Below are 24,352 nucleotides of genomic sequence, written 5' to 3' on the forward strand. Positions count from 1 at the left end.
AAGAAGCGGCATCAGCTCACCCGGCGAAGGGGAGTTGCTGCAATCCCTTCCCTGCGCCCGGAACCACCAACAGCGAGCCCGCCACCGGATGCGGGGTCTCCAGTCCCACCCTCGCCGTCGTGATGTACAGGTCCGTCAAGTCGCTCCCCCCGAACGCGCACGCCGTCACCCGCGGGGTCGGCAAGGTGATCACACGGTCCAGTTCGCCGGACGGCGTGTAGCGGCGTACCGCTCCCCCGTCCCACAGGGCCACCCACACGCAGCCGTCCGCGTCGACCGTGAGGCCGTCCGGGAAGCCCGCGCCGTCCTCGATCTCGGCGAAGGGGCGGCGGTTCGACACCCTCCCCGCCTCGTGGTCGAAGACGTCGACGCGGCGGGTCGGGGAGTCGATGTAGTACATCAGGCGGCCGTCCGGGCTCCAGCCGGTGCCGTTGCTGACCGCCACGTCGTCGAGGACCGTCTCGGCCGTGCCGTCGGCCGTGTAGCGGGACAGGGTGCCGCCGCCGGGGGCCTCGTCGTAGCGCATGGTGCCGGCCCACAGGGAGCCGTCGGGGGCGATCGCCGCGTCGTTGGCGCGGCGGCCCGGCACCGGCTCGTGGTGGAGCCAGCGGAACGTGTCGTCGGGGTCGAGGAGGGCGACGCCGTCGCGCAGGTTGAGGACCAGGCCGCCGTTCGCACGCGGCTTCGCGGCGCCCACGTGCTGGTCGGTGACGCGGACCGTGCGGTGCCCGGTCGCCGGGTCGTAGGTGTGCAGGCGGGCGCCCAGGATGTCCAGCCAGAGCAGCCGGCCGGTCGCCGCGTCCCAGGTCGGCCCCTCGCCGAGGGTGGCCTCGGCGCGGACGGCGACCTCGTAGTCGTACGTCTTCGAGGTCATCCCACGCTCCGGTGGCCGAGGCGCTCGGACAGCTCGACGGCACCCTTGGCGGCGAGCTGCTCCAGCTCCTCGCGGCGGTCCTCGCTCCAGCGGATCATCGGCACCGAGATCGACAGCGCGGCCACGACCCGGCCGGTGCGGTCGCGGACCGGGGCGGCCACGCAGGAGACGTCCGGGTTGGACTCGCGGCGCTCCACGGCGAGACCCCGCTCACGGATCTCGGCGAGGGCCTCGCGCAGAGCGGCCGGGTCGGTGATGCTGTTCGGAGTCATCGCGGCCAGGTCCGCGTTGTCCGGGATGCGGGAGCTCAGCTCCGGCTCGGGCAGCGAGGCCAGCAGCATCTTGCCGACGGAGGTGCAGTGGGCGGGCAGCCGGCGTCCCGCGGCGGACACCATGCGCACCGCGTGCGTGGAGTCAACCTTCGCGATGTAGATGACGTCGGTGCCCTCGAGGATGGCCACGTGGACGGTCTCGTCGCAGGTCTCGGCGACCGAGCGGGCGACCTGCTGGCCCTCGGCGGCGAGGTCGAGCTGCTCGGCGTAGCGGCTGCCGAGCTGGTACGGGCGCACGCCGAGCCGGTAGCGTCCCGGCTGACCCGGCACCGGGACGATGTACGACCGTGCGGCGAGCGTGGTGACCAGCTCGTGCACGGTGGTGCGCGGCAGCTGGAGCTTGCGCACTATGTCCGGGGCGGAGAGCGTGCCGTCGCCGTCGAGGAAGAGCTCGAGGATGTCGAGAGCCCGGGTCACGGCAGGTACGAGACGTCCCACGTTCGGCCCCCTCCCTGTGAGGTGTCAGTGGAGTTCGGCGCCTGTCGAGCATCGTTCACGGTGTTCGAAATTTCAACAGGCGATCGGAATAGCGAACACAGGCTACTCAACGCGGGTTTGCCCCGGCAATGGTTCTGCAGATCAGGCGTTCCACACCCGTCCCGTTTCGGCGGGAACGGCACGCGTGCGAGCTGCCGGGACTACTGTGTCCGTGTGTGACGCGTCACATTGCGTGGCGAGTCTTGGGGGATGCGGTTCCTGGGGGGAATCTCGTGCGCGAAATGACCAAGGGGTCCAATGCTGCCCTGTCGGCGCTGAGTGACAACACCGGCTCGGTGATCGTCAGCCTGGGCTGGAGCAGCCCGGCGGGGGACGGCGACGCGGATGTGTCCGTCTTACTCCTGGGCCCGGACGGCAAGGTCCGCAGCGACGCGGACTTCTACTTCTACAACAACCCGGTGGCCGCCGACGGAAGCGTGCACCTGCTGGACAAGACGCCCACCGAGGACGGCAACGAGGACCGGATCAGCTTCGACCTGACCGTGGTGCCGCCCGAGGTCGACCGCGTCGTCGTGGCCGCGAGCCGCTACGGCGGCGCGCACTTCGGGGAACTCGACGACCTCCGGGTGACCCTGTCCGACGCGGTGGGCGAGCACCTCCTCCGTTTCGCGATCGGCGACCCCGGCAAGGTGAGCGCGATCATCTTCGGCGAGCTGTACCGCCGCGCGGGGGAATGGAAGTTCCGAGCCGTCGGGCAGGGGTACGACTCCGGGCTGGCAGGCCTCGCGACGGACTTCGGGGTCGACATCGACGACGAGGAGGAGGCCACCGGTACCGGCGACGACGCGGAGGCCACCACCGGCGACGACGACGCGGAGGGTACGGCGCCCGCGGCGACGCCGGAACCGACCGGGACCGGTGAGCCGGTCGGCCTGCCCTCGGACGCGGTCTCCGAGCCGGATCCGGCCGAGACCCTGAACGCCGTACCGGCTCCCCGCCGAACCACCGACGAAGCCGGGCCCCGCAAACCGGCCGCCCGGCCCCGCACCGCCAAGAAGCGGGCGACCCCGCCCAGCGCACCGCAGAAGTCCCTGGGGGAGAACGACTCCTGGCGTCCCGCCCGGCTCTTCCCGCTCTCCACGCTGAAGAGCGACCGGGACCGGGAGATGCGCGCCACCTCGGTGCTGTTGTCGGTGATGACCCAGGTGCCACGGTTCGGCCGGCGGCTCACCGCCGCGTTCGGCGCGCCCTCCGGCCGTATGGAGACCTTCACCGAGGTCACCCTGCCGCACGGTGACACACCCCGGCGGCCCGACGGAGTGATCCGTATCGAGCGGGCCGGCAAGCTGTGGACGGCGCTCGTCGAGACCAAGACGAACGGCAACGCCCTCAAGGCCGACCAGGTGCAGGCCTACATGGACATCGCCGCCCGGCGCGGCTACGAAGCCGTGATCACGTTGTCGAACGACGTCGCGCTGGAGGGCAGCCCCCTGGTCGACGTCAGGATCGACCGGCGGCGCAAGCACCAGGTGGCGCTCTGGCACCTGTCCTGGGCCGAAGTGGCCCACCAGGCACAGCTGCTGATCCGGCACGAAGGGGTCGGCAACGCGGCGCGCACCTGGCTGCTCCAGGAACTGCTCCACTATCTCCAGCACGAGAACTCCGGCTGCCACGGCTTCCAGAACATGGGCTCCGCCTGGGTACCGGTACGCAACGGCATCAACGACGAGACCCTCTGCCAGGGCGACCCACGGGCCCTCGAAGTCGTCGAGAACTGGGAGCGGCTCATCCGCCAGGTGTGCCTCAGACTCGGTGGCGAACTCGGCCAGAAAGTGCTGCCCGCCCAGCGCGTCAGGCGCGGCACCGACCACGGCACCCGCCGGGCCCAACTGGCCGACCAGCTGTGCCTGGAAGGCCGGTTGCAGGCCCAGCTCCGCGTCGAGGAGGCGCCCGGCCTGCTCACCGTCGGCGCCGATCTGCGCACCGGCAGGCTGCGCACGTCCATCGAGATCCCCGCACCCGAGCAGGGGTACCCCCTGACCTGGGCCAAGCGGCTGGTCCGCCGCCTCGCCGAGGCACCGGCCGACCTGCACGTGGAGACGCTGGTCGAGGGTGACACCCTGGGGCCGCGCGGCACCCTGGAACGGCTCCGCCCGGAACCGGCCGACCTGCTGCCCAAGAACGGCACGCAGATCACCGGCTTCCGGCTGTCCCTCCTGAAGAGCATGGGCAGCACCCGCGGCAACGCCGAGTCCGGCTTCATCCGCAGTGTGGACGACGCCGTGCACCGCTTCTACAAGACCGTCGTGGTCCATCTCGACGAGCCTGTCCGCCGACGCACCCCCTTGCCCGCCACCGCCGATGTGACAAGGTGACGTCACATCGATGGGGTGGGGGTAATAGCTGTGCCGGAACTTCTCAAGGGCGGGAACACCACGGTCAAAGCGGCGCCGCTGACCGCCGAACTGCGCTCCGCGGGCGATCCGGTCGATCTCAGCGCCCTGCTGGTCGGCGCGGACGGCAAGGTCAGGTCCGACGCCGACCTCGTCTTCTACAACCAGCCCACCGCCGAGTCCGGTGCCGTCCGCCACCTCGCCGCGGACGCCGGCGCGCCCGAGCGGATCGCCGTCGATCCCGGCGCGCTGCCCGCCGACGTGGACCGGGTGGTGCTGATCGCGAGCTGCGATCCGGACGACCTGTCGCGTACGTTCCGCACGGTCGCCGACGTCGAGGTGCGCGGTGTCCAGGACGGTGCCGATCCCGTCGTCTTCCGGCAGCCGCCGCTGGTCGACGGGGAGCGGGCCGTCCTGCTGGTGGAGCTGTACCGGCGGGGCGACGGCTGGAAGCTGCGGGCCATCGGGCAGGGGTACGCGGAGGGGCTGGCGGGGCTGGCGACGGACTTCGGGATCGATGTGTCGGAGCCCGAGGCCCCGGCGACAACACCGCCGGCTCAGGTACCGGCTCCTGCTCCTGCTGCCGCTCCCACCAGTCTCGTCAAACCCCCGCTCGGCAAGGTCAGCCTCGACAAGGGCGGCCAGGTCGCGATCAGCCTGGACAAGCAGGACCGCGAGCTGGTCGTCACCGTGACGCTGGAGTGGGACGGCGGCAGCGACCAGCGGCGCCGCCGGGGCGCCGACCTCGATCTGTACGCCCTGTTCGTGCCCGCGTCGAAGGCGCGGCGGGGCGGTGCCGAGGCGCCCGGCACGATCGTCAAGACCGGGCTCGCGAAGAAGATGCCGGAGAAGCCCGAGAAGGGCGACAAGGGCCCGAAGGCCGACGTCGTCTACTACAAGAACCTCGGCTCGCTGAAGCAGGCCCCGTACATCCAGCTCGACGGCGACTCCAAGACTCCCGGCCGCGAGACCGTCCGTATCGTCCGGCCGGACCAGCAGGGATACGTCCTGCTGTGCGCGTACTCCGCCCTCAGCAACGGCTTCGGCTCCTTCAAGAGCTTCGGCGCGCAGGTGGTCGTGGACGACGGGCGTGGTTCGAACGTCACGGTCCCGCTCTTCGAGAACACCAAGACGCGCTACTGGGTGGCCATCGCCCTCGTCGACTTCACCTCGGCGGACGGCGCGGCGATCCACCACATCGAGGCGTACAGCGGCCGCATGACCGAGCGCCGCCCGGTACTGCACCCGGACGGCACGATCGAGATGAACGCGGGGCCGGTGGAGTTCAAGGGCCGCGACTAAGAGCCCTGGACCACCCCCAGCGCCCCTCGCAACCTCTGCGCCCGCAGCACCAGTTCCAGTTCGAAGCGGCGGTCCGGGTCGTCGATCTCGGCGCCCCAGAGTTCGCGGATCTGGCGCAGGCGGTAGCGGACCGTCTGGGGGTGGACGCCGAGCCGGGCGGCGACCTCCGGGGCGCCGCCGCGCGTCTCCAGCCAGGCCAGGAGGGTTTCGGCGAGGCGGCGGCCGTGGGTGGGGCCGCAGTGGGCGAGGGGGGCCAGGCAGCGCAGGGCCAGGTCGTCGATGAGTTCCTCCGGTTGCAGGAGGACCAGCGCTTCCGTGTGCTCGGTGCAGTACAGGACCTCACCGGCCGGCAGCAGCCCGCGTTCCATGAGGCTCACCGCCGCCTCCGCCCAGCGCAGCGACTTCGCCGCGTCGGCGAGCGGGACGGGCGGGCCGATGGCGCCGGCCCAGCCGGTCAGGGCGCGGTGCAGGAGTTCGGGGCGGCCCGCGCAGTCGGGTTCGGGGACGACCATGCGGGGCTGTTCGTAGTCCATGTCGAGGAGGACGCCCTGGCCGACCGCGGGGGCCATGGCCTCGCGGGCCGGGCGCAGCAGTACGCCGACGGCGACCTTCTCGGGAAGGTTCCAGCCGATCCGGGCGGCGCGTTCGGTGAGCAGGTCGTCGGGGTTGCCGCCGCGCTGGCGTGCGGCCAACAGCAGTTCCATCAGCCCGCGTTGGAGGCGTAAGCGTTCGCCGGCCTGTCTCGCCGCCGCTTCGGCGTAGCCGCGGACCGACTGGTCGACGAGGCCGTCGAGATACTCGTAGCCGGCGTCGACGAGTTCGTACATCGCGGGGGGCGGGATCTCGACGCGCTGGCCGATCTCGGCGAAGCGGCGCCAGGCGAGCCGTACGCCCATGCGGTAGATCGCCTGGAGGGAGTCCAGGCTGCGGCCGCCGAGGCCCTCGCCGCGGCCGAACTCCTGGAAGACGCCGGGCGGCACGGTCGGGCGGCCCTCGGCGGTCTCCAGGTGCTGGACGAACACCTCGATGGCGCGGCGGATGCCGACGAGGGCCATCGGCTCGCCGGACTCGTCGAGGACGACGGGCAGATGGGGGTACTCGCGGCGGATCTCGCGCAGGATCTCGTCGGCGAGTTCGGGCGCCTCGGCCATGGCGATCGCCGCGAACCGGCGCACCTGGAGGCGAGGCACGTCGAGCCAGGCCGAGCGGGAGTTGACGGTTGCCGGGCGGGCCGTCACGTCTCAACTCCCCTGGCCCGCTTGCTCGTACGTGATCAAGGGGGTGTTGGGCTGGTCGGGCGTGGCGTCGAGCAGGGCGACGATGCCGAGCGCGGCACCCACGGCGAGCACGGCGGCGGCCACGACGGTCAGTGCGGCGGCGAGCAGTCTGGACATCGCAGGGTCAGCCTCTCAGTGGCTCTCTTCCGGCGGTTGTCCCCACCCCGGCGTCCCACCCTGCCTGTGGAGCCCAGTCTCAGCAAGACATTGACACCTCGTCAAGAGAGCCCTACGGTTCCCGGCCCATAGAGCGGCCCGAACTCCGTACCCTCACGCCCCTGGAGTGCCCGGATGCGCCGTACAGCCTCACCACTCTCACTGATTCTGCTGGGACTTGGCACGTTCCTGCTGGTCCTGGCGCCCCTGCTGGCGTGGTACGTGACCCCGCGGGCCGCCGTGAACCCGATCGACATCGACCAGACCGCCGTCTACAAGGGCACCGGCAGCGTCTTCGACACCGACAAGGTCGAGACCGTGCCCGGCCAGGAGATCACCGTCACCCAGCGGGTGCGCGGCAACGTCGAGGACAGCGAGCGCAGCGGCGACGCGGTCTGGGACGTGACGACCACGGTCGACACCGACAAGTCGCTGCCGGCCGCCGATCCGCACGACGCGCTGGAGTTCATCCCGCACCGCTGGGTGATGAACCGCAAGACGACCAAGCCGGTGCACTGCTGCGGCGAGAAGCCGTACATCGAGGGCGAGGCCTATCTGAAGTTCCCCTTCGACGTGCGGAAACGCTCGTACCAGTGGTGGGACAACTCGCTGGGTTCGACCGTCGTGTTGACCTACCGGGACACCAAGAAGATCCAGGGGTACACGGGTTACCGGTTCACCGGCACGGTCGCCCCGGCGAAGGTCGGCACCCGGCTGGTGCCGGGCACCCTCGTCGGCCTGAGGAACCAGCCGCAGGTGCTGGCCGAGGAGTGGTACTCCAACCACGGCATCGAGCTGGTCGTCGACCAGCGCACCGGCCGGGTGATCTACGCGCAGGTCGGCCCCAAGCGCACGCTGCGGGCGCCGGGTTCGAAGAAGGACGCGGTGGTGCTGCTGGACAGCGAGAAGATCGCGTTCACCACGGCGACGCAGAAGGAGGCCGTACGGCTGGCGAAGCGGGACAGCGGGCAGCTGAAGGCGATCGGCGTGACGGTGCCGATCGGGGCGGCTGTGGGCGGGTTCGTCCTGGTGGTGGCCGGTTCCGTTTTGTTGGTACGGGGGAGGCGGCATCCCGGTAATTCCGATACGCCCGATCCCACACTCACGATGTGACGTGACGTCAGCTCTAATAAGCCCGGAAATTGTCATCCCGGTGAGTAGCAATGAGGAACGGGTGGGCGAAAACTGTCCACCCCCACCCGAGCACAGTCCACCCACATCCTCCTCGTAGGAAGCACCCAAATCCCCCACAGGAACGTAAAGCACCTCCCCACGCTTCGAGTTCCGCACCCTGAGACGAGTTGGAGCACGCATGCCCCAGCACGTGCCTTCGTCGCTGCGCGCCACGCACCCCGCGGCATCGCAGCACCCCTCGGCGCTCCCCCCACCTCCGCGCCGAATCGTTTTCCTCGCCCATCGCGACCTGGGCAACCCGGCCGCCGGGGGCTCCGAGCTCCTGGTCGACCGGCTCGCCGACGGCCTCACCCGGCTCGGTCACCAGGTCACCCTGCTGTGCGGCGGTCCCGCGTCGTACCGCGACTACCGGGTCGTCTCCGCGGGCGGCGAGCTCGGTCACTTTCTGCGCGCCCGCTCCGCCTTCTCCCGTCAGGTCGGCGACTGCGATCTGCTGGTCGAGGTCTGCAACGGGATGCCGTACTTCGCACCCGTCTGGCACCGCGGTCCCACGCTGTGCCTGGTCAACCACGTCCACACCGACCTGTGGAAGATGCGGTTCGGCGGCCCGATGGCCCCGGCCGCGCGGCTCGGCCGAAGACTCGAACACTGGGCGCTGACCGGTGCGCAGCACCGGAGTCTGCTGGTGGCCGTGTCGGCGTCGACCGCGCAGGCGCTCCGCGGGATCGGCGTGGAACGTGATCGTATCCGTGTCGTCCACAACGGAGTCGAGGAGCCGGGGCCACGGGCGGACCGGTCGCCCGAGCCGTTGTTCGTCGCCGTCGGCCGGCTGGTCGAGTACAAGCGGATCGATCTGCTGTTGCGGCTGTGGGAGCGGGTGCGTCCCGTGACCGGCGGGCGGCTCGTCATCGTCGGGGACGGCCCTGAACGGGAGAGACTCCAGCAACTCGCCGGGCCTGGTGTGGAGTTCACGGGCCATGTCTCGGAGGCCGAGAAGCACCGGCTGCTGTGCGAGGCGTGGATGCTGATGCATCCGTCGGCGGTGGAGGGGTGGGGGCTGGTCGTGACCGAGGCCGCCACGCGCGAGACGCCGACGATCGCCTTCGACGTGCCCGGCCTTCGGGATTCCGTCGTGGACGGGGAGACGGGTGTGCTGGCGCGAGGGGAGTCGTCCTTCGCCGCCGCCTGGTGCACGCTCGCGTTGTCCGGTGAGCGGCGGGAGTTGATGGGCAAGGCCGCTCGGGAGCATGCGGCTCGTTTTCGCTGGGAGCGGTCCGTGAGACAGTTCCGGGCCGTTGCCGCGGAGGCGGTGAGGGGCTGGGGGCCGTGATGCGGCTGCGGGTGCCTCGTGGCTGGTCGCGCCCACGCGGCGGTAGCCGCATATCAGATACAGCCCCGCGCCCCTCGGGCGGCATCAAGGACCCCTCGTTCAGACGCTCGCTCACCCTTTTTCGCGCTTTCCTCCATGAGCAGGACGACCCCGAGGCCTGCTACGCACTCCTGGCCCGCGACTCCGTCGATCAGGTCGAGGCCTACGACGGCCCCGTCGCCGGCCGGACCGTCGTCGACGTCGGGGGTGGCAGCGGGTGTTTCACCGAGGAGTTCCGGCGGCGCGGTGCCCACGCCTACCTCTTCGAGCCCGACGCGGCGGAGCTCGGGGCGAAGCCGCCCGACGGGGCCGTGATCGCCGACGGGTATCTGCTGCCGTTGTACGACGGGGTCGCGGACGTCACCTTCTCCTCCAACGTCCTCGAACACGTCGCCGATCCGCAGACCTTCGTCAGTGAGCTGGTGCGGGTGACGCGGCCCGGCGGGCTGATCTATCTGTCGTTCACCAACTGGCTGTCCCCGTGGGGTGGTCACGAGTGGGCGCCCTGGCACTATCTGGGCGCCGAGCGGGCGCGGGCCCGTTATCGGCGCCGTACCGGCAGGGCCGCGAAGCACACCCTCGGCGAGAACCTGTTCGCCGTGCACATCGGCCCCACCCTGCGGCAGGTGCGCGCCCGTGACGACGTCAGGGTCGTCTCGGCGCGCTCCCGCTACTGGCCGTTCCTCGCCGAGACCGTGGTGAAGGCGCCCGGGATCCGTGAGGTGGCCACCTGGAACCTCCTCCTCATCCTCCGGCGGTGTCCACCATGACGACATCCACGGTCCAGGCCCCTCCTCCGGCCGCCGTCCCCTCCACCGCGCGCATGTCGGGCCCGCCGGAGGGCCCGCGGTCACGTCGGTGGCTGGTGGGGTTCTGGGCCGTGGTGTTCGTGCTGTTGCTGGCGGTGCATCCGGGGCGGCAGACCTTCGACACCAAGCTGGGTGTGACCGTCGACCCGGGGCGGTTCTTCGACGATCTCGGGCAGCTGTGGCAGGACCAGGGGTCCTTCGGCGGGATCTCCGACCAGTACACCGGCTATCTGTGGCCGATGCTGCCGTTCTACTGGCTGGCCGACGCCGTACGGCTGCCGGTGTGGCTGGCGGAGCGGCTGTGGCTGTCGCTGATCGTGTCGGTCGCCTTCTGGGGCGCGCTGCGGCTCGCGGAGCGGCTGCGGGTCGGGAGCCCGTCCTCCCGGCTGCTCGCCGCGCTCGCGTACGCCCTGTGGCCGGTCTTCACCATCGTCATCGGGTCGACGTCCGCCGCCGCGCTGCCCGGCGCGTTCCTGCCCTGGGTGCTGCTGCCGTTGACGGACGAGCGGTACAGCGCGCGGGTCGCCGCCGTGCGGTCGGTGCTGGTCGTCCCCTTCATGGGCGGGGTGAACGCGGCCGCCACCCTCGCCTCGCTGCTGCCGGTCGGCTTGTATCTGCTCACCCGGTCCCCCGGCCCCCGGCAGAGAAAGCTGCTCGCCTGGTGGATATCCGGGGTGGTCCTGGCGACCGCCTGGTGGTGGATCCCGCTGCTGCTGCTCGGCGTCTACGGGGAGAACTTCCTGCCGTACGTCGAGAGCGCGCAGACCACCACCGAGACCATGTCGGCGACGGAGGCGCTGCGCGGCGCCGGGAACTGGGTCGCCTATCTGCACTTCGGTGAGGCGTGGCTGCCGGCCGGGTGGACGGTCGCGTCGTCGGTGATCGTGATCGTGTGCTCGGCGCTGGCCGCCGGGCTCGGGCTCGCGGGCCTGGCGCGACGGGATCTGCCGGAGCGGCGCTGGCTGACGCTGACGGTGATCGTGGCCGCGCTGATCCTGCTCGCCGGGTACGGCGGCGGGTTCGGGGCGCCCTTCCACGGGGTCGTCCGGGACTGGCTGAACGGGGGGCTCGCGCCCTTCCGGAACATCTACAAGTTCCAGACGGGGCTCGCGCTGGCCCTGGTGCTGGGGCTCGCCCATCTCGTCGGGGTCGCCGCCGAGACACGCGGGGCGCGGCCGGTGCGGGGGCGGCGGTTCGCCCCGCTGGTCGCCGCCGTGCTGATCCTGCCGGGTCTGATGTGGCCGTATCTCAACGGGTCGATCCTGAACCCGGGTTCCTTCCAGGAGATCCCCAAGTACTGGAAGTCGACGGCGACTTGGCTGGAGAAGTTCTCCCCCGACTCCCGTGCGCTCGTCGTCCCGGCGACCGCGCACGGCATCTACACCTGGGGCTCGACCATCGACCAGCCCCTCGACGTGGTCGCCAAGTCCCGCTGGGCGCAACGCGATTACGTCCCGTTCGGCACGGCCGGCAACCGGCGGGCCATGGACGCCGTGGAGGACGCCCTGACCAGCGGGGGTGAAGTCCCCGGGCTCGCGGACTTCCTGGCCCGCTCCGGCATCCGGTACGTCGTCGTCCGCAACGACCTCGACCCCGACCAGATCGGCTATGTGCCGACGACCGTCGTCAAGCGGACCCTGGAGCAGTCCGGGTACAAGCGGGTCATCGGCTACGGGCCGATCATGACCGGCGGCCGGATCGTGCACGACGCGCCGCTCGCCGTCGAGGGGCTGTACCCCAGGCAGCGGGCGGTGGAGATCTACATGCCGCCCGACGGCACCCCGAACCCCGGGCACGCCGGACTGCTGCCGGTCGCGGACACCGCCACCGTCTCCGGCGGCCCCGAGTCGCTGCTGCCGCTGGCCGCCGAGCTGCGCGGCCGGGCGACGGTCCTGACCGGCGACAACCACCCCGGGCTCGGCACGCCCCCGCTCCAGATCACCGGCGACGGACTGCGCCGCGCCGACACCCGCTTCGGCCTGGTCAACTCCAACACGTCGTACACGTACACCAGTGGCGAGCGCAACGCGCCGGACGCCTCCGAGGACGCCGGGGAGAAACCGCACCAGATCCTGCCGGCCAAGGGCCTCGACCATCAGACGGTCGCCCAACTGCGCGGCGCGAGCTCGGTGACGGCGTCCTCGTACGGCAACTGGCTGTTCCACCTCCCGCAGTTCGACCCCGTCAACGCCTTCGACGGCAACCCCGACACCGCGTGGGTGGAGGGCTCGCTGGGCTCGGCGGACGGGCAGTGGCTGCGGATCGGGTTCACGGACGACGCGTACGACATGCCGTCGTCGTTCAAGGTGACGCCGTTGCCGCAGGAGAGCGTGCGCGCGGCACCGACCGAGGTGCGGGTGGAGACCGAGAACGGCTCGCGGACCAGCTTCCTGCGCCCCGACGGCATGACGCAGAGCGTCAAGGCGCCGACCGGGCCGACGAGTTGGATGAAGCTGACCATCCTCGACTCCGTCGAACGCCGCTCCGGGCTGCTGGGCGCGGGCTTCTCCGAGATCGACCTGCCGGACGTCCAGGTGACCCGACTCCTCCGGCTGCCCACCGACGCCGAGGACACCGACGCGGGCGCGGACCTCATCTCCCTGCACCGGGCGGCCGACGGCACGGAGGCCGGCCTGCACCGCCGCTTCTCGACGGCCACGGCGGGGACGTACGAGGTGAAGGCGAGCGCGACCACCGTGCCGGGCACGGAGCTCGACAAGCTGCTGTACGAGGTCGCCCCCGACCAGGACAACCGCATCGTCGCCACCGCCGACTCCACCGCCGCCCTCGGCACCGGCCTGTCGGCCCGCAACCTCACCGACGGCGACCTGACCACGGCGTGGATCGCGGGCGACCGCCCCACCATCCATCTCGGCTGGGACGGAAAACAGCCGGTCAGCGAACTGGTCCTGGCCCCCGCCGGAGGCCTCGCGACCCGCCCCACCCAGGTCGCCATCAGCTCCCCCGACGGCTCGACGACCGCCGGAGTCGACGAGAACGGCTGGGTCCGCTTCCCGGCCATCACCACCGACCGCCTCGACATCACCATCACCGAGACGGCCCCGGTCACCCTCTACAACCCGGTCGTCGACGAGAACCTGCGCCTCCCGGTGGGCCTGACCGAGGCCTACATCCCGTCCCTCGACCAGTACCGCACGCCCCAGCCGCGCGACACCCGGAAGTTCTCCTTGCCGTGCGGCGAGGGACCGGTGGTCTCGGTGGACGGCGAGCTGTACCGGACGAGCGTGAAGGGCACGGTGGCGGACCTGCGCGAGCGCCGCCCGGTGTCGGTGACGCTCTGCCAGGAAGGACGCCCGGACTCGGAGTTGGAGCTGTCGGCCGGCGCTCACCGCGTGGAGGGCGGCGACGCCGGACCCCTGACCCTCACCGACCTGACCCTGACCCGCGGGACCGTCACCGAACCCACCCCGGCGGGCCGCGACCTGAAGATCGACGACTGGCTCGGCGACCGCCGCGAGGTCACGGTCGGCTCGGGCGCGGCCACCTACCTGACGACGTACGAGAACTACAACGACGGCTGGAAGGCCACGCTGAACGGCAAGGAACTGTCGTCGGTACGGCTCGACGGCTGGCAGCAGGGCTGGCGCATCCCGGCCGGGGCCGGCGGCGCGGTCAAGCTGTCGTACGAACCGGCGGTGACCTACGACGGCGCCCTCATCGGCAGCGGTGTGGCGCTGCTGCTCCTGCTGGGCCTCGCCCTGTGGCGGCGCCGCGCCCCCAACCCCGACGAGCCACAGCCGGTGGCGCCGCCGCCGGGGCTGTGGCTGGGGACGGTCGCGCTGACGGTGGTGGGCGTGGTGATCGCCGGCTGGTTCGCCCTGCTCGTCCCGGCGCTGGCCCTGCTCGCCCACCGACGCCGTGCGTGGCTCGTCCCGATCGCGTTCGCGGCCCTCGCGGGGGCGGGGATCGCGGCGGCGACGGGTGCGGGCGAGCCGGTGGCCGCGGGCGAGGGGGCGTTCGGGCGGGCGGCCCAACTGCTGGCGCTGATCGGGTTGTTCGCGGCGGTGGTGAGCGTGCGCGAACCGGACGACGAGTCGGATGGCGAGTCGGAGGCGCCGACCCGGGTGCTGCCCAGGGTCGAGGGGGGAGAGAAGGCGTGAACGTGCGGACCATTCCGTTCCCGGTCGTGGACGAGGTCGCCCGGCACTGCCTCCAGGAGGAGGAACCGGAGACCGTCCACATCGAGGTCCACCTCCCGGGCCGGCTGGACCCGGCGGGCCTGCGCAAGGCCTTCCACGAGGCCCTGCTGCGCCACCCGCGCATCCTCATGCGGGAGGCGCGGGGGCGCTGGTACCGACGCCGCTACGAATGGGAACTGACCGAGCGCCCGGACGTGGAGGTGGTGACGTTCCCGGCACCGGGGAGGGACGCGCTGCGGGACGCGAGGACGCGCGCGCTGACGACCGCACCGCCGCTGACGGATTCGCCGCCGGTGCGGTTGGAGGTGGTGGAGGGGGCGGGCCGGGCGGAGGGCAGCGAGGCGACAGACGCGGTCGGCTCCGCTGCCCCAGCTGCGGGCAGTCGTGCCGCTGGGGCGGCACGGGTGGGCGCAGCGGCACCCCGCCAGCGCGGGCAAGCGACACCCACCCCCGGCCAGCACCAAGGCACGGTCCTGTTCCTCACCGTCAACCACACCGCCCTCGACGGCCCAGCCTGCCTCCGCGTCCTGGCCACCGCGGCCGAGATCTACGGCGGCAAGGACAACTCCCCCACCGCACCCCCCACCCGCACCCCCGAACCCCAACCCGCCTCCCCAGACACCCCTTCCAACTGGTCACCCCCCGCCCGAGTGGCCCCCGGCACCCCCGAACCCTCCCCCGGCAACGGCATGCTCGTCACCGAACTCCCCCTCCCCCACCGCCCCAAGGGCGCCCCCTACACCGTCAACGACCAGCTCATGGTCACCACGGCCCTGACGATCGCCCACTGGAACAGGGAACACGGCGCCCACCCCCGCCCCCTCCGCATCACGATGCCGGTGGACGACCGCCCCCGGGACCTCACCATGCCCATCGGCAACGGCACCCGCCTGGTGGAAGTCCCCTTCGCCCCAGCCGAGTTGACGACCTCCGACATGCAGCGCCTCCTCACCCGCACGGCCACCCGCACCCGAGCCCTGAAGTCCCTCCCCCGCCCCCAGCTCGGCCACGGAGCCGCCCTCCTCACCGCCCCCGTCACCCCCGTGGCGTGGCGCGCGGCGCTCACCCGCGGCCTGCGCCGCGCCGCCGCCCCCTGGACGTCCACGACCCTCCTCAGCAACATCGGCCGCATCCCGTACCCCCTGGACTTCGGCGAGGAGGCGGGCCGCGCGCACGCGGTGTGGTTCTCGGCGCCGGCCAGGATGCCCCGCGGCCTGACCGTCACCACCGCGTCCACGGCCGGCCGGCTGCACCTCGCCCTGCGCTGGTCGCGGTCCCTGCTCAGCCACGGCGACGGCGCCCATCTGCGCGACCTGTTCGAGCACTACTTGCACACCACGGACGTGGAGCAGTCATGACCACCGCCCCGGCCAAGCCCCGTGAACTGCGCGACTTCTACGAGGACCCCGCCGTCCCGGTCGCCTCCGGCACCCCGCGCAGCCTCCGCCAGGCCCGCATGCTGGCGACGGCACTCGGGACGCGTCCCGCGCAGACGATCCTGGACATCGGCTGCGGCGACGGAACGGCCGCGGCCACCGCCGCGCCCCTGCTCCCCGGCCACCATCTCGTCGGCGTCGACTGGTCCCAGGACGCCCTGCGCCGTGCCCGGACCCGGATCCCGTGCGCCGTGCGCGGTGAACTCACCGGCGGGGGGCTGCCGTTCGGTTCCGGCTCGGTCGATGCCGTGCTGTTCAGCGAGGTCGTCGAGCATCTCGTGGACCCGGACGCGGCGATGGACGAGATCCGGCGGGTGCTGCGCCCGGGCGGCCATCTCATGCTGTCCACCCCGAACTTGGCCGCCTGGTACAACCGCGCCCTGCTGCTGGCCGGAATCCAGCCGGTGTTCTCCGAGGTGAGCCTGCGGGCGATCCACGGGCGTCCGGGACACGAGGTCGTGGGGCATCTGCGGCTCTACACCGCCCGCGCGCTGCGCGAGTTCGTGGCCGCGGCCGGCTTCACCGTCGTACGGCTGGAAGGGGCACCCTTCCACGGCGTACCGCGTCCGCTGCGGCCGTTGGACCGGCTGGCGTGTCGCAGACCGTCGCTCGCTTCGATCCTGTTGTTGCACGCGCGGAAGACCTAGGGGGCGTGGACGATGTGGTGGGGAGTGGCGGCGGCCCTGTTGGCGAACACCCTGTACAGCATCGGTTTCGTCCTGGAGAAACGGGCGCTCACCTCGTTGCCCGAGGTGTCGATCCGGCAGCCCGCCCGGCTGCTGCGGCTGGTGCTCGGCAGCCCCCTCTGGATCGGTGGTTCGCTCGCGCTGGCCGCGGGGTTCGGGGCGCAGCTCGTGGTCTACCGGACGCTGCCGATCGCCGCCGCGCAGGGCATCTTCGTCTCCGGGCTGGTGCTGCTGGTGCTGCTGTCGGCGCGGCTGCTGGGCGAGGAGACGAGCGGGCGGGAGCGGTACGCGCTCGGGGCGATCCTCGGGGCGCTGCTGATGGTGGTGCTGTCGCTGGACGAGCGCGCGGACTCCGTGAGCCAAGCGGCGCCCTATCAGTTGATCCTGCTGGTGTGCGTGCCGTCGCTGGCGGCCGGGGTGTGGCTGTACGGGGCGGCGGAGCGCCGCTCCCGGCACCGGCACCGGCTGCCGACGACCGGTGTCGAGTACGGCGTGGCGGTGGGCCTGCTCTACGGGGTGAGTTCGCTGGCCATCAAGGGGGTGTCGACGCGGCTGACCTCAAGTGGGTTCGGGACGGCGGTGGTTGACGTCCTGCGCTCTCCCTATCCGTATCTCCTGCTGTTCACCGGCGCGTTCGGGCTCGTCATGTCACAGGCCGCGCTGCAACGGTGCCGTGCCTCGCTGATCGTGCCGGTGTGCACGACGGTGACCTGTCTGTTCACGGCGGTGCTCGGCACGCTGTCGTTCGGCGAGACGCTGCCGCACGACCCGCTGCGGCTCGCGCTGCGGCTCGCGGGCACGGTCCTCGCCGTCGCCGTCCTGCTGTCCATGCCCCGGCACGACCAGCAACTCGACCCTCAACCCCCCATCGGTGCCAAGGAGTTGACACCCCCATGAATCCCGACGACCCGCTGTTGCGGATATTGGCGTGCCCGCTCGACAAGGGTCCGCTGCACCTCGTCCTGCCGGACGGCCCGGCGGCACCGGACGAGGCCCTCTACAACCCGCGGCTGCGCCGCAGGTACCCGATCGTGGACGGCATCCCGCAGTTGCTGCCCTCGTCCGGGGAGCAGGTGTCGGACGACGAGCACGAGGACCTGCTCAAGCGGATGGCCCGGACCGAAGGAACGACGGGGACGACGGGGACCACGGGGACGACGGGGACGACGGGGACCGTGTCATGACGCTGGCCGCGAGGATCGCCCCGCTGCTGCCCGACCGGCTGGTGGCCGCCGTCGCCCGGGCGGTGTATCCGCGCTTCGAACCGGAGCTGGCCCGGCTGCCCGAGCTGTGCCCGGAAGGGTGCGGCACGGCCGTGGACGTCGGCGGCTGGTACGGCCCCTGGACGCGCCGCCTCGCGGGGCGGGCCCGCCGGGTGGTGACCGTGGAGCCGGTGCCGCGGCTGGCCCGGCTGCTCGCCGCCACCGCCCCGCCCAACGTCCGGGTCGTGCAGGCCGCCGCGGCTGAGCGCCCCGGCACCGCCCGGCTGTGGCTGCCCCCGGACGACACGGGCGAGCGCGGAGTGTCCTCGCTGGTCCGCCGGGACATCCACCAGCGGGCGCTGCCCGTCGGCTGTGTCACCCTCGACGAACTCGGCCTGAAGGACGTCGGGTTCATGAAGGTCGACGTCGACGGCAGCGAGCTGGCGGTGCTGCGCGGCGCGACCGGCATCCTGGCCCGCGACCGCCCGGCGCTCTTCGTCGAGCTGGAGTCCCGCATCCAGCCGATCGGGCCGGTGGTGACGTATCTGGCGCTGCTGGACTACGAGGGCTGGGTGCTGCCGGGCGACACCTGGGTGCCGCTGCGCTCCTTCCCGCTGGAGGCCCACCAGGAGGGTGCCTCGTACGTCGTCTCGCACGGTCTGCTGCGGCGCGTGCTGCCGTTCCGGGGGCCGCGGTACGTCAACTCGGTCCTGTTTCTCCCGGACGGCCGCCGTCCTGCCGGTCCGGTCGGCGACCATGGGACGCATGCCCTCCGCAAAGCCCCCCGCCGGCCCCGCCAGCCCCTTCGGCCCCGCTGACTTCCAGCTGGTCCTGCTGCGCCGTATGGCCGACCACAACCCGGACCTGGTCGAGGACGCCCGCCGGGAACTCGGCGCCTCGCTCGCCGAGATGCGCGAGGCCAACAAGCGTTGGCAGGCGATGCTGCACTCCCCGCGCGCGCGTGCCGCCGCCTCCCGCTACCGCTCGGTCCTCGGCGCCCCCGAGTCGGTCCTCACCCGCAAGGTCGGCGACATGGAGTGCGAGGCCTGGCTGTGGCCGCTGCCGCTCTGGCCCGACCTGCGCTTCGAGGTGCTGCTGGCACCGACCGGGTCGGCGGTGTGGAACGAGTGGCTGGTCCGGGCACCGGGGGCGCCCGGCCCGACCCTGCGCACCCTGGAGGACCTCACCCCCTGGTCGTGCACGGTCGACGAGGCCGCCCGCGCCTTCGCCCCGGCCCGTCCCCTGGAGGGAACCGCCCCGACGAGGTGGGGGCTGGCGTTCACGGCACCGGACGCGGAGGGCGTGCGACGGGAGTGCGCGGCGGAGTTCACCTGGGGCCTGCTGCAACGGCTGACGGTGCGCTGAGCACCGTACGGACTTGGTCACGCACAGCCCTCGTACGGACGTACTCGATCATCCCTGACCCATGTCCGCTCCCGAACGGGCGCGAAAAACGGACAATGCCGGACATCCGGCAGCCGTCGCTCCCCGTCGTCCTACGGTCCGAAGGTGAGTTCTCAGCCGAGGCGGCCCGTGGGAGGCGACCCGATGACCGAGCACCCGGACCCGAGGCCGTGCCGCAGCTGGTGATCGGCGTGGAGGAGGACGAGGTGGCGGTGTGAACGGGGCGTTCGGGCAGGGCGTGTGGGAGGTGGCGGCGATGCGGTGGTGCACGGTGACGGGCGCGGGACGGCTGAACCATGCGTGGCGGCGGGCCGGTCGGGGTGCCGGGTCATGGCGGCGGGGCCGGGTCTGCCTGCGCAGGCACTGAGGCACCTGCCGCCCAGGTGAGGCGCGGATCGCGGAGTTGCCGCCGCTACGGGCGACCAGGGGTCGCGTCCGGCGCCCCGGCCGCCCCCAGCACCGCCTCCACCACCCGCGGCAGCGACCGCGGGTGCAGGAACAGGAAGAGGTTCGGCTCGACCAGCTCCAGCTCCATCACCACCGGCGCCCCGTCGTCCCCGTCCACCAGGTCCACGCGCGCGTACAGCAGCTCCGGAGCGTCCGGTACGGCGGCCAGGGCACGCTCGGCGACGTCCAGCTCGGCCGGGGTCGCCGTCCACGGCTCCAGGCCCGGGTGGGCGACCTTGTCCGCGTCGAAGGCCGTGCCGGGCGCGAGGACGGCCCGCTTCCGGCTGGCGTGCAGCAGCCGCCCGCCGAAGAACTGCAACGCCCGCTCCCCGGCGGCGTCGATGCCGCGCATGTACGGCTGGATCATCGCGGTGAACCCCTCCGCGTGCATGCGCTCGACATGCCGTACGGCCGTGTCGTGCTGCTCGGCCGTGTACCGCGCCGCATACCGCGCCCCGGCGCCGGACGTCGGCTTCACGACGTACTCGTGATCACCCGGCAGCTCGACCGCGTCACCCGGAGCGAGGTACGAGGTGGGCACGGTCGGCACGCCGGCCGCCGCCAGCTCCCCCAGGTACCGCTTGTCGCTGTTCCAGCGCACGACGTCGGCGGGATTGGCGAGCCGGGTCACCTTGCCGACCCGCTCGGCCCACGCCGTGAACTCGGCGGCCCGCCAGCTGTAGTCCCAGGTCGACCTGATGAGGACGAGGTCGTAACCGCCCCAGTCGACGTCGGCGTCGTCCCAGAACACGGCCTCCGCATCGGCCCCGGCGGCCCGCAGCACGTCCACCAGCACGGGCAGGTCACGGTCGCGGGAGGGCTCGGGACGGGGGTCGTAGGTGACGAGGGCGACTCGGGGCACGGGTGGGTCCCTTCGGATGGGTGTACGCAGTCCCGGCAGGCTAACCGGAGGGCACGCAACCGCGGCAACCCGTTTGACCTTCCCCCTTGGTGAAGCCCCAGCATCGGGGACGGGAACCGGAAGGGGAGGTGGTGGCGCGTGCTGACGATCGGCGTCTTCGCGAAGGCGTGCCGGCTGTCGCCCAAGGCCCTGCGGCTGTACGACGAACTGGACCTGCTGCGCCCCGCCCGCGTCGACCCGGACACCGGCTACCGCTACTACGCGGCGGCGCAGCTGGAGCAGGCCCGGCTGGTGGCCTGGCTGCGCCGGATCGGGATGCCGCTGGCCCGCATCCGCGAGGTGTGCGCGCTCGCGCCGGAGGCGGCCGCCGGGGAGATCCGCGCCTACTGGGACCGGGTGGAGGCGGAAACGGCCCAGCGTCGCGACCTGGCCGCCTTCCTGATCGACCACCTCACGACGGACAGGCGACGGGAAGAGGCCCCCATGCTGGAACTGCGCTACGCCGCCCACTCGGACACCGGCCGGGTCCGCCCGCAGAACCAGGACACGGCATACGCGGGCACCCGGCTGCTCGCGGTCGCGGACGGCTTCGGGCCCGGGGGCGCGCCGGTGAGCCGGGCGGCCGTGGAAGCGCTGAAGACGCTGGAGACACAGGAGATCCCGGCCGGTGACGTGCTCAGCCTCCTTCAGGAGACGGTGCACGGCGCGGGCGACGCGGGCGAGAGCGACTCGGGAACCACCCTCACCGCCCTCCTCTGGACGGACTCCCGCCTCGCCCTGGTCCACATCGGCGACTCCCGTGCCTATCTCCTGCGGGACGGCGCCCTGTTCCGCATCACGCACGACCACACCCTCGTCCAGTCCCTGATCGACGAGGGCCGGCTGACCCCGGAGGAGGCCACGTCCCACCCCCGCCGCACCTTCCTCCTCAAGGCGCTCGGCACCGCGGCCCCCGACCTCCGCCTCCATGACGCGGCCCCCGGCGACCGCTACCTCCTCTGCTCCGACGGCCTGTCGAGCGTCGTGCCCGACGCCCGCATCCGCACCGCCCTCACCACAGCGGCCACACCGGAGGCGGCCGTCCACACCCTGATCGGCGCGGCGAACGAGGCGGGCGGCCCGGACAACGTGAGCTGTGTGGTGGCGGATGTGGTGAGGACTGCGGTGTCCTGACGCCGGAGGTCGACCGTGAGCGTTTCTTCCGGCAGTCGATGGTGTACGGAGGGATCGTGGTGGTTGACCTGACGGACGAAGGAGTACGCCGCGTGTCCTCTCTCTTCCCGGCCCTGACCGGCGACCGGACCGACCGACCCGCGCTGCGGTTCGGCGATCGTTCCCTGACGTACGGCGAGCTCGCCGCCGCCACCGCCGCCCTCGCGGGACGGATCGGCGGCGCGGGCAGAGTGGCCGTCTGGGCGACGCCGACGCTGGAGACCGCGGTGGCGGTGGTGGCGGCACTGGAGGCCGGTGTGGCCGCCGTACCGCTCAACCCCAGGTCCGGCGAGAAGGAACTCGGGCACATCCTGTCCGACAGCACACCGACGCTGGCCCTGGCGGCACCCGGCGACGAACTCCCGCCTCCCCTGCGGGACTTGGCGCGCATGGACGTCGTGCCGCGGACGACCGAGGGCGGCGCCCTCCTCGACACCGACGTGTCCGCCGAGTCCCCCGCCCTGATCGTCTACACCTCCGGCACCACCGGCCCGCCCAAGGGGGCCGTCATCCCCCGGCGGGCCGTCACGTCGACCCTGGACGCGCTCGCCGACGCCTGGCGGTGGACCGGCGAGGACGTGCTCGTGCACGGGCTGCCGCTGTTCCATGTGCACGGTCTCGTGCTGGGCACCCTCGGCCCGCTGCGGCGCGGCGGTTCGGTGCGCCACCTGGGCCGCTTCTCCACGGAGGGCGTGGCGCGGGAGCTGAACGACGGCGCGACCATGCTGTTCGGGGTGCCGACGATGTACCACCGCATCGCCCAAGTCCTCCCCGAGGACCCGGAGTTGGTGAAGGCGCTATCCGGAGCCCGCCTCCTGGTCTCCGGCTCCGCCGCCCTCCCGGTGCACGACCACGAGCGCATCACGGCCGCGACGGGCCGGCGGGTGATCGAGCGGTACGGCATGACGGAGACGCTGATGAACACCAGTGTGCGCGCGGACGGGGAGCCGCGCGCGGGCACCGTCGGCGTACCGCTGCCGGGCGTGGAGCTGCGGCTGGTGGAGGAGGACGGGACGCCGCTCACGTCGTACGACGGCGAGACGGTGGGCGAGATCCAGGTGCGCGGGACGAACCTGTTCACGGAGTACCTCAACCGTCCCGACGCGACGGCCGCCGCGTTCACGGCGGACGGCTGGTTCCGCACCGGGGACATGGCGGTGCGTGATCCCGACGGCTACGTCCGGATCGTCGGCCGCAAGGCCACCGACCTGATCAAGAGCGGGGGTTACAAGATCGGGGCGGGCGAGATCGAGAACGCGCTGCTGGAACACCCGGGCGTGCGGGAGGCGGCCGTGACGGGTGAGCCGGACGCGGACCTGGGCGAGCGGATCGTCGCCTGGATCGTGCCGGCCGATCCTCAATCACCGCCGAAGGCAGAAGAGTTGGCGGACCACGTCGCCCGCCGCCTCGCCCCGCACAAGCGCCCCCGCGTCGTCCACCACCTGGACGCCCTCCCCCGCAACGACATGGGGAAGATCATGAAGCGGGCCCTGCATGGCTGAGCGCCTCTCCGCCCGCGCCGCCCTCGCCCTCGTCACCGACGAGTCCACCTTCACCGAACTCCCCGCCCCCAGCGGCGAGTTCCCGCCCGACGGGCCGCTCGGCTGGCAGGGCTACGACGCCTCGCGCGCCCGCGCCGCCGAGCGCACCGGGGAGCAGGAGTCGGTCGTGTGCGGCACGGGGCGGGTGGAGGGCACCCGGGCCGTGCTGATCGCCTTCGAGTTCGGCTTCCTGGGCGGCTCGCTCGGCGTCCGCACCGGTGACCGGCTGGAGGCGGCGTACGCGTACGCCCGCGAACACCGGCTTCCGGTCGTCCCGTTGGTGGCCACGGGCGGCAGCCGGATGCAGGAGGGCATGCTCGCGCTCACCCAGCTCCAGCGGGTGGCACGCCAGTCGGCGCTCACGCGGGAGGCGGGCCTTGCGCAGATCGCCGTCCTGCGCGACCCGACGACCGGCGGCGGCTGGGCCACCCTCGGCGCCGGCGCCGACGTCACCCTCGCCCTGCCCGGCGCCCAGGTCGGCTTCGCCGGTTCCCGGGTCCGTCCGGCCGACGCGGAGCCTGCGGCGTACACGGCGGAGGCGCAGTTCGCGGCGGGGGCGGTGGACGCGGTCGTGCGCCCCGGCGAGCTGCGCGGGGTGCTGGGGCGGTGGCTGCGGCTGCTGACGCGGCCGAGCGGCGCCCCGGCCCCGGTGCCCGCCCCGCTCGGCGCGCCGGACCCGCCCGCGACCGGCTGGGAGGCGGTGAGCCGAGCCCGTTCCCCACAACGCCCGCGTGCGGCAGCCTACTTGGACGCCTACTTCACGCACCGCCTGCCGCTCTCCGGCGACCGCTGCGGCGGCGTGGACCCCGGCATGCTCTGCGGTTTCGGCGAGCGGGAGGGCCGGACGATCGCGTACGCGGCGCAGGACGGGACGGCGACCCGGCCGGCCGGTTACCGCACGGCGACCCGGCTGATCCAGCTGGCGGACCGGCTCGGCATCCCCGTGCTGACGCTGGTGGACACGCCGGGCGCCGCCAACGACGCGGAGGCCGAACGGCAGGGCGTCGGCGCGGCGATCGCGGACCTGTTCCTGACGGTCGCCGCCGCCCGCACCCCGGTCACCACGCTCCTCATCGGCGAGGGCGGCTCCGGCGGCGCCCTGGCCCTCGCGCCCCCCGGCAACACCTGGGCCACACCGGACAGCTACTTCTCGGTGATCGCCCCGGAACTCGCCGCGGCGATCCTGAAGCGACCGGCGACGGAGATCCGGCCGACGGCGGAACAACTCCGGCTCCGTCCGCAGGACTTGGCGGAACTGGGGGTGATCCGCGAGGACCGGTGACCCGGCATGCGCCCCCGGAAGCCCAGCGTGCCGAAA

Annotated in this window: 20 protein-coding genes; 15 read left to right on the top strand and 5 right to left on the bottom strand. The window is 72.4% G+C overall.

Going from position 1 to position 24,352, the window contains the following annotated elements; translation table 11 throughout:
* Positions 1–16: 16 nt before the first annotated feature.
* Both EJC51_RS16055 and EJC51_RS16060 read right to left on the bottom strand, forming a co-directional pair.
* A complete protein-coding gene (locus tag EJC51_RS16055) occupies positions 17–874 on the bottom strand; it encodes an SMP-30/gluconolactonase/LRE family protein (RefSeq protein ID WP_126271715.1) in 858 nt (285 codons plus the stop codon).
* Positions 871–1,644, bottom strand: a complete 774-nt coding sequence (locus EJC51_RS16060) for an IclR family transcriptional regulator (protein ID WP_059191569.1) — start codon at positions 1,642–1,644, stop codon at positions 871–873. Before EJC51_RS16060 ends, EJC51_RS16055 begins: the two co-directional genes overlap by 4 nt.
* A gap of 281 nt (positions 1,645–1,925) precedes the next feature.
* Between EJC51_RS16060 and EJC51_RS16065 the strand changes: the two genes are divergently transcribed.
* Together EJC51_RS16065 and EJC51_RS16070 are read left to right on the top strand one after the other, a co-directional pair.
* On the top strand, positions 1,926–4,019 hold the full coding sequence (locus tag EJC51_RS16065; protein ID WP_208870711.1) for a TerD family protein: 2,094 nt from the start codon (positions 1,926–1,928) through the stop codon (positions 4,017–4,019).
* 30 nt (positions 4,020–4,049) lie between these two features.
* Positions 4,050–5,339, top strand: a complete 1,290-nt coding sequence (locus EJC51_RS16070; protein WP_244362653.1) for a TerD family protein — start codon at positions 4,050–4,052, stop codon at positions 5,337–5,339.
* Here the strand turns inward: EJC51_RS16070 and EJC51_RS16075 are convergent.
* Positions 5,336–6,577 carry a PucR-like N-terminal domain-containing protein gene (locus tag EJC51_RS16075; protein ID WP_126271717.1) on the bottom strand — a complete coding sequence of 414 codons (1,242 nt, stop codon included), beginning with the start codon at positions 6,575–6,577 and terminating at the stop codon, positions 5,336–5,338. The two genes, EJC51_RS16070 and EJC51_RS16075, sit on opposite strands and share 4 nt — an antisense overlap.
* A gap of 3 nt (positions 6,578–6,580) precedes the next feature.
* The gene (locus tag EJC51_RS47730; protein ID WP_165951142.1) at positions 6,581–6,733 is read right to left on the bottom strand and encodes a hypothetical protein; all 153 of its coding nucleotides are present in this window, start codon (positions 6,731–6,733) and stop codon (positions 6,581–6,583) included.
* A gap of 174 nt (positions 6,734–6,907) precedes the next feature.
* Here EJC51_RS47730 and pgfA point away from each other — a divergent pair, with 174 nt between their 5' ends.
* The 10 genes from pgfA to EJC51_RS16125 all read left to right on the top strand — a co-directional run bounded on the left by pgfA (position 6,908) and on the right by EJC51_RS16125 (position 18,933).
* Positions 6,908–7,885 carry a cell envelope lipid trafficking protein PgfA gene (gene pgfA, locus EJC51_RS16080; RefSeq protein WP_126271718.1) on the top strand — a complete coding sequence of 326 codons (978 nt, stop codon included), beginning with the start codon at positions 6,908–6,910 and terminating at the stop codon, positions 7,883–7,885.
* A gap of 199 nt (positions 7,886–8,084) precedes the next feature.
* The gene (locus EJC51_RS16085; protein WP_126271719.1) at positions 8,085–9,236 is read left to right on the top strand and encodes a glycosyltransferase family 4 protein; all 1,152 of its coding nucleotides are present in this window, start codon (positions 8,085–8,087) and stop codon (positions 9,234–9,236) included.
* 5 nt (positions 9,237–9,241) lie between these two features.
* Complete coding sequence (locus tag EJC51_RS16090) at positions 9,242–10,045, top strand: class I SAM-dependent methyltransferase (protein WP_425276839.1); 804 nt, start codon at positions 9,242–9,244, stop codon at positions 10,043–10,045.
* On the top strand, positions 10,042–14,205 hold the full coding sequence (locus EJC51_RS16095) for an alpha-(1->3)-arabinofuranosyltransferase domain-containing protein (RefSeq protein WP_126271720.1): 4,164 nt from the start codon (positions 10,042–10,044) through the stop codon (positions 14,203–14,205). Before EJC51_RS16090 ends, EJC51_RS16095 begins: the two co-directional genes overlap by 4 nt.
* On the top strand, positions 14,202–15,602 hold the full coding sequence (locus EJC51_RS16100) for a condensation protein (protein WP_126271721.1): 1,401 nt from the start codon (positions 14,202–14,204) through the stop codon (positions 15,600–15,602). The genes EJC51_RS16095 and EJC51_RS16100 overlap by 4 nt, the downstream gene beginning before the upstream one ends.
* The gene (locus EJC51_RS16105; RefSeq protein WP_126271722.1) at positions 15,599–16,327 is read left to right on the top strand and encodes a class I SAM-dependent methyltransferase; all 729 of its coding nucleotides are present in this window, start codon (positions 15,599–15,601) and stop codon (positions 16,325–16,327) included. Before EJC51_RS16100 ends, EJC51_RS16105 begins: the two co-directional genes overlap by 4 nt.
* A gap of 24 nt (positions 16,328–16,351) precedes the next feature.
* Complete coding sequence (locus EJC51_RS16110) at positions 16,352–17,263, top strand: hypothetical protein (RefSeq protein ID WP_126276976.1); 912 nt, start codon at positions 16,352–16,354, stop codon at positions 17,261–17,263.
* Entirely contained in the window at positions 17,260–17,550 is a 291-nt protein-coding gene (locus EJC51_RS16115; protein WP_166682861.1) for a Trm112 family protein, read from the top strand. Before EJC51_RS16110 ends, EJC51_RS16115 begins: the two co-directional genes overlap by 4 nt.
* Positions 17,547–18,386 (top strand): FkbM family methyltransferase, encoded by an 840-nt coding sequence (locus EJC51_RS16120; RefSeq protein WP_126271723.1) that lies wholly within the window; start codon positions 17,547–17,549, stop codon positions 18,384–18,386. Before EJC51_RS16115 ends, EJC51_RS16120 begins: the two co-directional genes overlap by 4 nt.
* Positions 18,325–18,933, top strand: coding sequence for a hypothetical protein (locus EJC51_RS16125; protein ID WP_126271724.1), 609 nt, complete (start codon positions 18,325–18,327; stop codon positions 18,931–18,933). The genes EJC51_RS16120 and EJC51_RS16125 overlap by 62 nt, the downstream gene beginning before the upstream one ends.
* Before the next feature lie 451 nt (positions 18,934–19,384).
* Here the strand turns inward: EJC51_RS16125 and EJC51_RS16130 are convergent, their stop codons facing one another.
* Entirely contained in the window at positions 19,385–20,281 is an 897-nt protein-coding gene (locus tag EJC51_RS16130; protein WP_126271725.1) for an ATP-grasp domain-containing protein, read from the bottom strand.
* A gap of 138 nt (positions 20,282–20,419) precedes the next feature.
* Here EJC51_RS16130 and EJC51_RS16135 point away from each other — a divergent pair, with 138 nt between their 5' ends.
* The 3 genes from EJC51_RS16135 (at position 20,420) to EJC51_RS16145 (ending at position 24,316) form a co-directional block, all read left to right on the top strand.
* A complete protein-coding gene (locus EJC51_RS16135; RefSeq protein WP_126271726.1) occupies positions 20,420–21,454 on the top strand; it encodes a MerR family transcriptional regulator in 1,035 nt (344 codons plus the stop codon).
* Positions 21,455–21,546: 92 nt separating this feature from the next.
* Positions 21,547–22,995, top strand: coding sequence for an acyl-CoA synthetase (locus EJC51_RS16140; RefSeq protein WP_126271727.1), 1,449 nt, complete (start codon positions 21,547–21,549; stop codon positions 22,993–22,995).
* The gene (locus EJC51_RS16145) at positions 22,988–24,316 is read left to right on the top strand and encodes a carboxyl transferase domain-containing protein (protein ID WP_126271728.1); all 1,329 of its coding nucleotides are present in this window, start codon (positions 22,988–22,990) and stop codon (positions 24,314–24,316) included. Before EJC51_RS16140 ends, EJC51_RS16145 begins: the two co-directional genes overlap by 8 nt.
* The last annotated feature ends 36 nt before the right edge of the window (positions 24,317–24,352 follow it).

Origin of the sequence: Streptomyces aquilus, assembly GCF_003955715.1 — a bacterium.
Classification (GTDB): Bacteria; Actinomycetota; Actinomycetes; order Streptomycetales; family Streptomycetaceae; genus Streptomyces; species Streptomyces aquilus.

Bases quoted from the DNA above. Each gene is read 5' to 3' on its own strand.
- EJC51_RS16095 (WP_126271720.1), top strand. From the start codon at position 10,042: ATGACGACATCCACGGTCCAGGCCCCTCCTCCGGCCGCCGTCCCCTCC.
- EJC51_RS16105 (WP_126271722.1), top strand. From the start codon at position 15,599: ATGACCACCGCCCCGGCCAAGCCCCGTGAACTGCGCGACTTCTACGAG.
- EJC51_RS16085 (WP_126271719.1), top strand. From the start codon at position 8,085: ATGCCCCAGCACGTGCCTTCGTCGCTGCGCGCCACGCACCCCGCGGCA.
- EJC51_RS16115 (WP_166682861.1), top strand. From the start codon at position 17,260: ATGAATCCCGACGACCCGCTGTTGCGGATATTGGCGTGCCCGCTCGAC.
- EJC51_RS16120 (WP_126271723.1), top strand. From the start codon at position 17,547: ATGACGCTGGCCGCGAGGATCGCCCCGCTGCTGCCCGACCGGCTGGTG.
- EJC51_RS16125 (WP_126271724.1), top strand. From the start codon at position 18,325: ATGGGACGCATGCCCTCCGCAAAGCCCCCCGCCGGCCCCGCCAGCCCC.
- EJC51_RS16065 (WP_208870711.1), top strand. From the start codon at position 1,926: ATGACCAAGGGGTCCAATGCTGCCCTGTCGGCGCTGAGTGACAACACC.
- EJC51_RS16055 (WP_126271715.1), bottom strand. From the start codon at position 874: ATGACCTCGAAGACGTACGACTACGAGGTCGCCGTCCGCGCCGAGGCC.
- EJC51_RS47730 (WP_165951142.1), bottom strand. From the start codon at position 6,733: ATGTCCAGACTGCTCGCCGCCGCACTGACCGTCGTGGCCGCCGCCGTG.
- EJC51_RS16145 (WP_126271728.1), top strand. From the start codon at position 22,988: ATGGCTGAGCGCCTCTCCGCCCGCGCCGCCCTCGCCCTCGTCACCGAC.
- pgfA (WP_126271718.1), top strand. From the start codon at position 6,908: ATGCGCCGTACAGCCTCACCACTCTCACTGATTCTGCTGGGACTTGGC.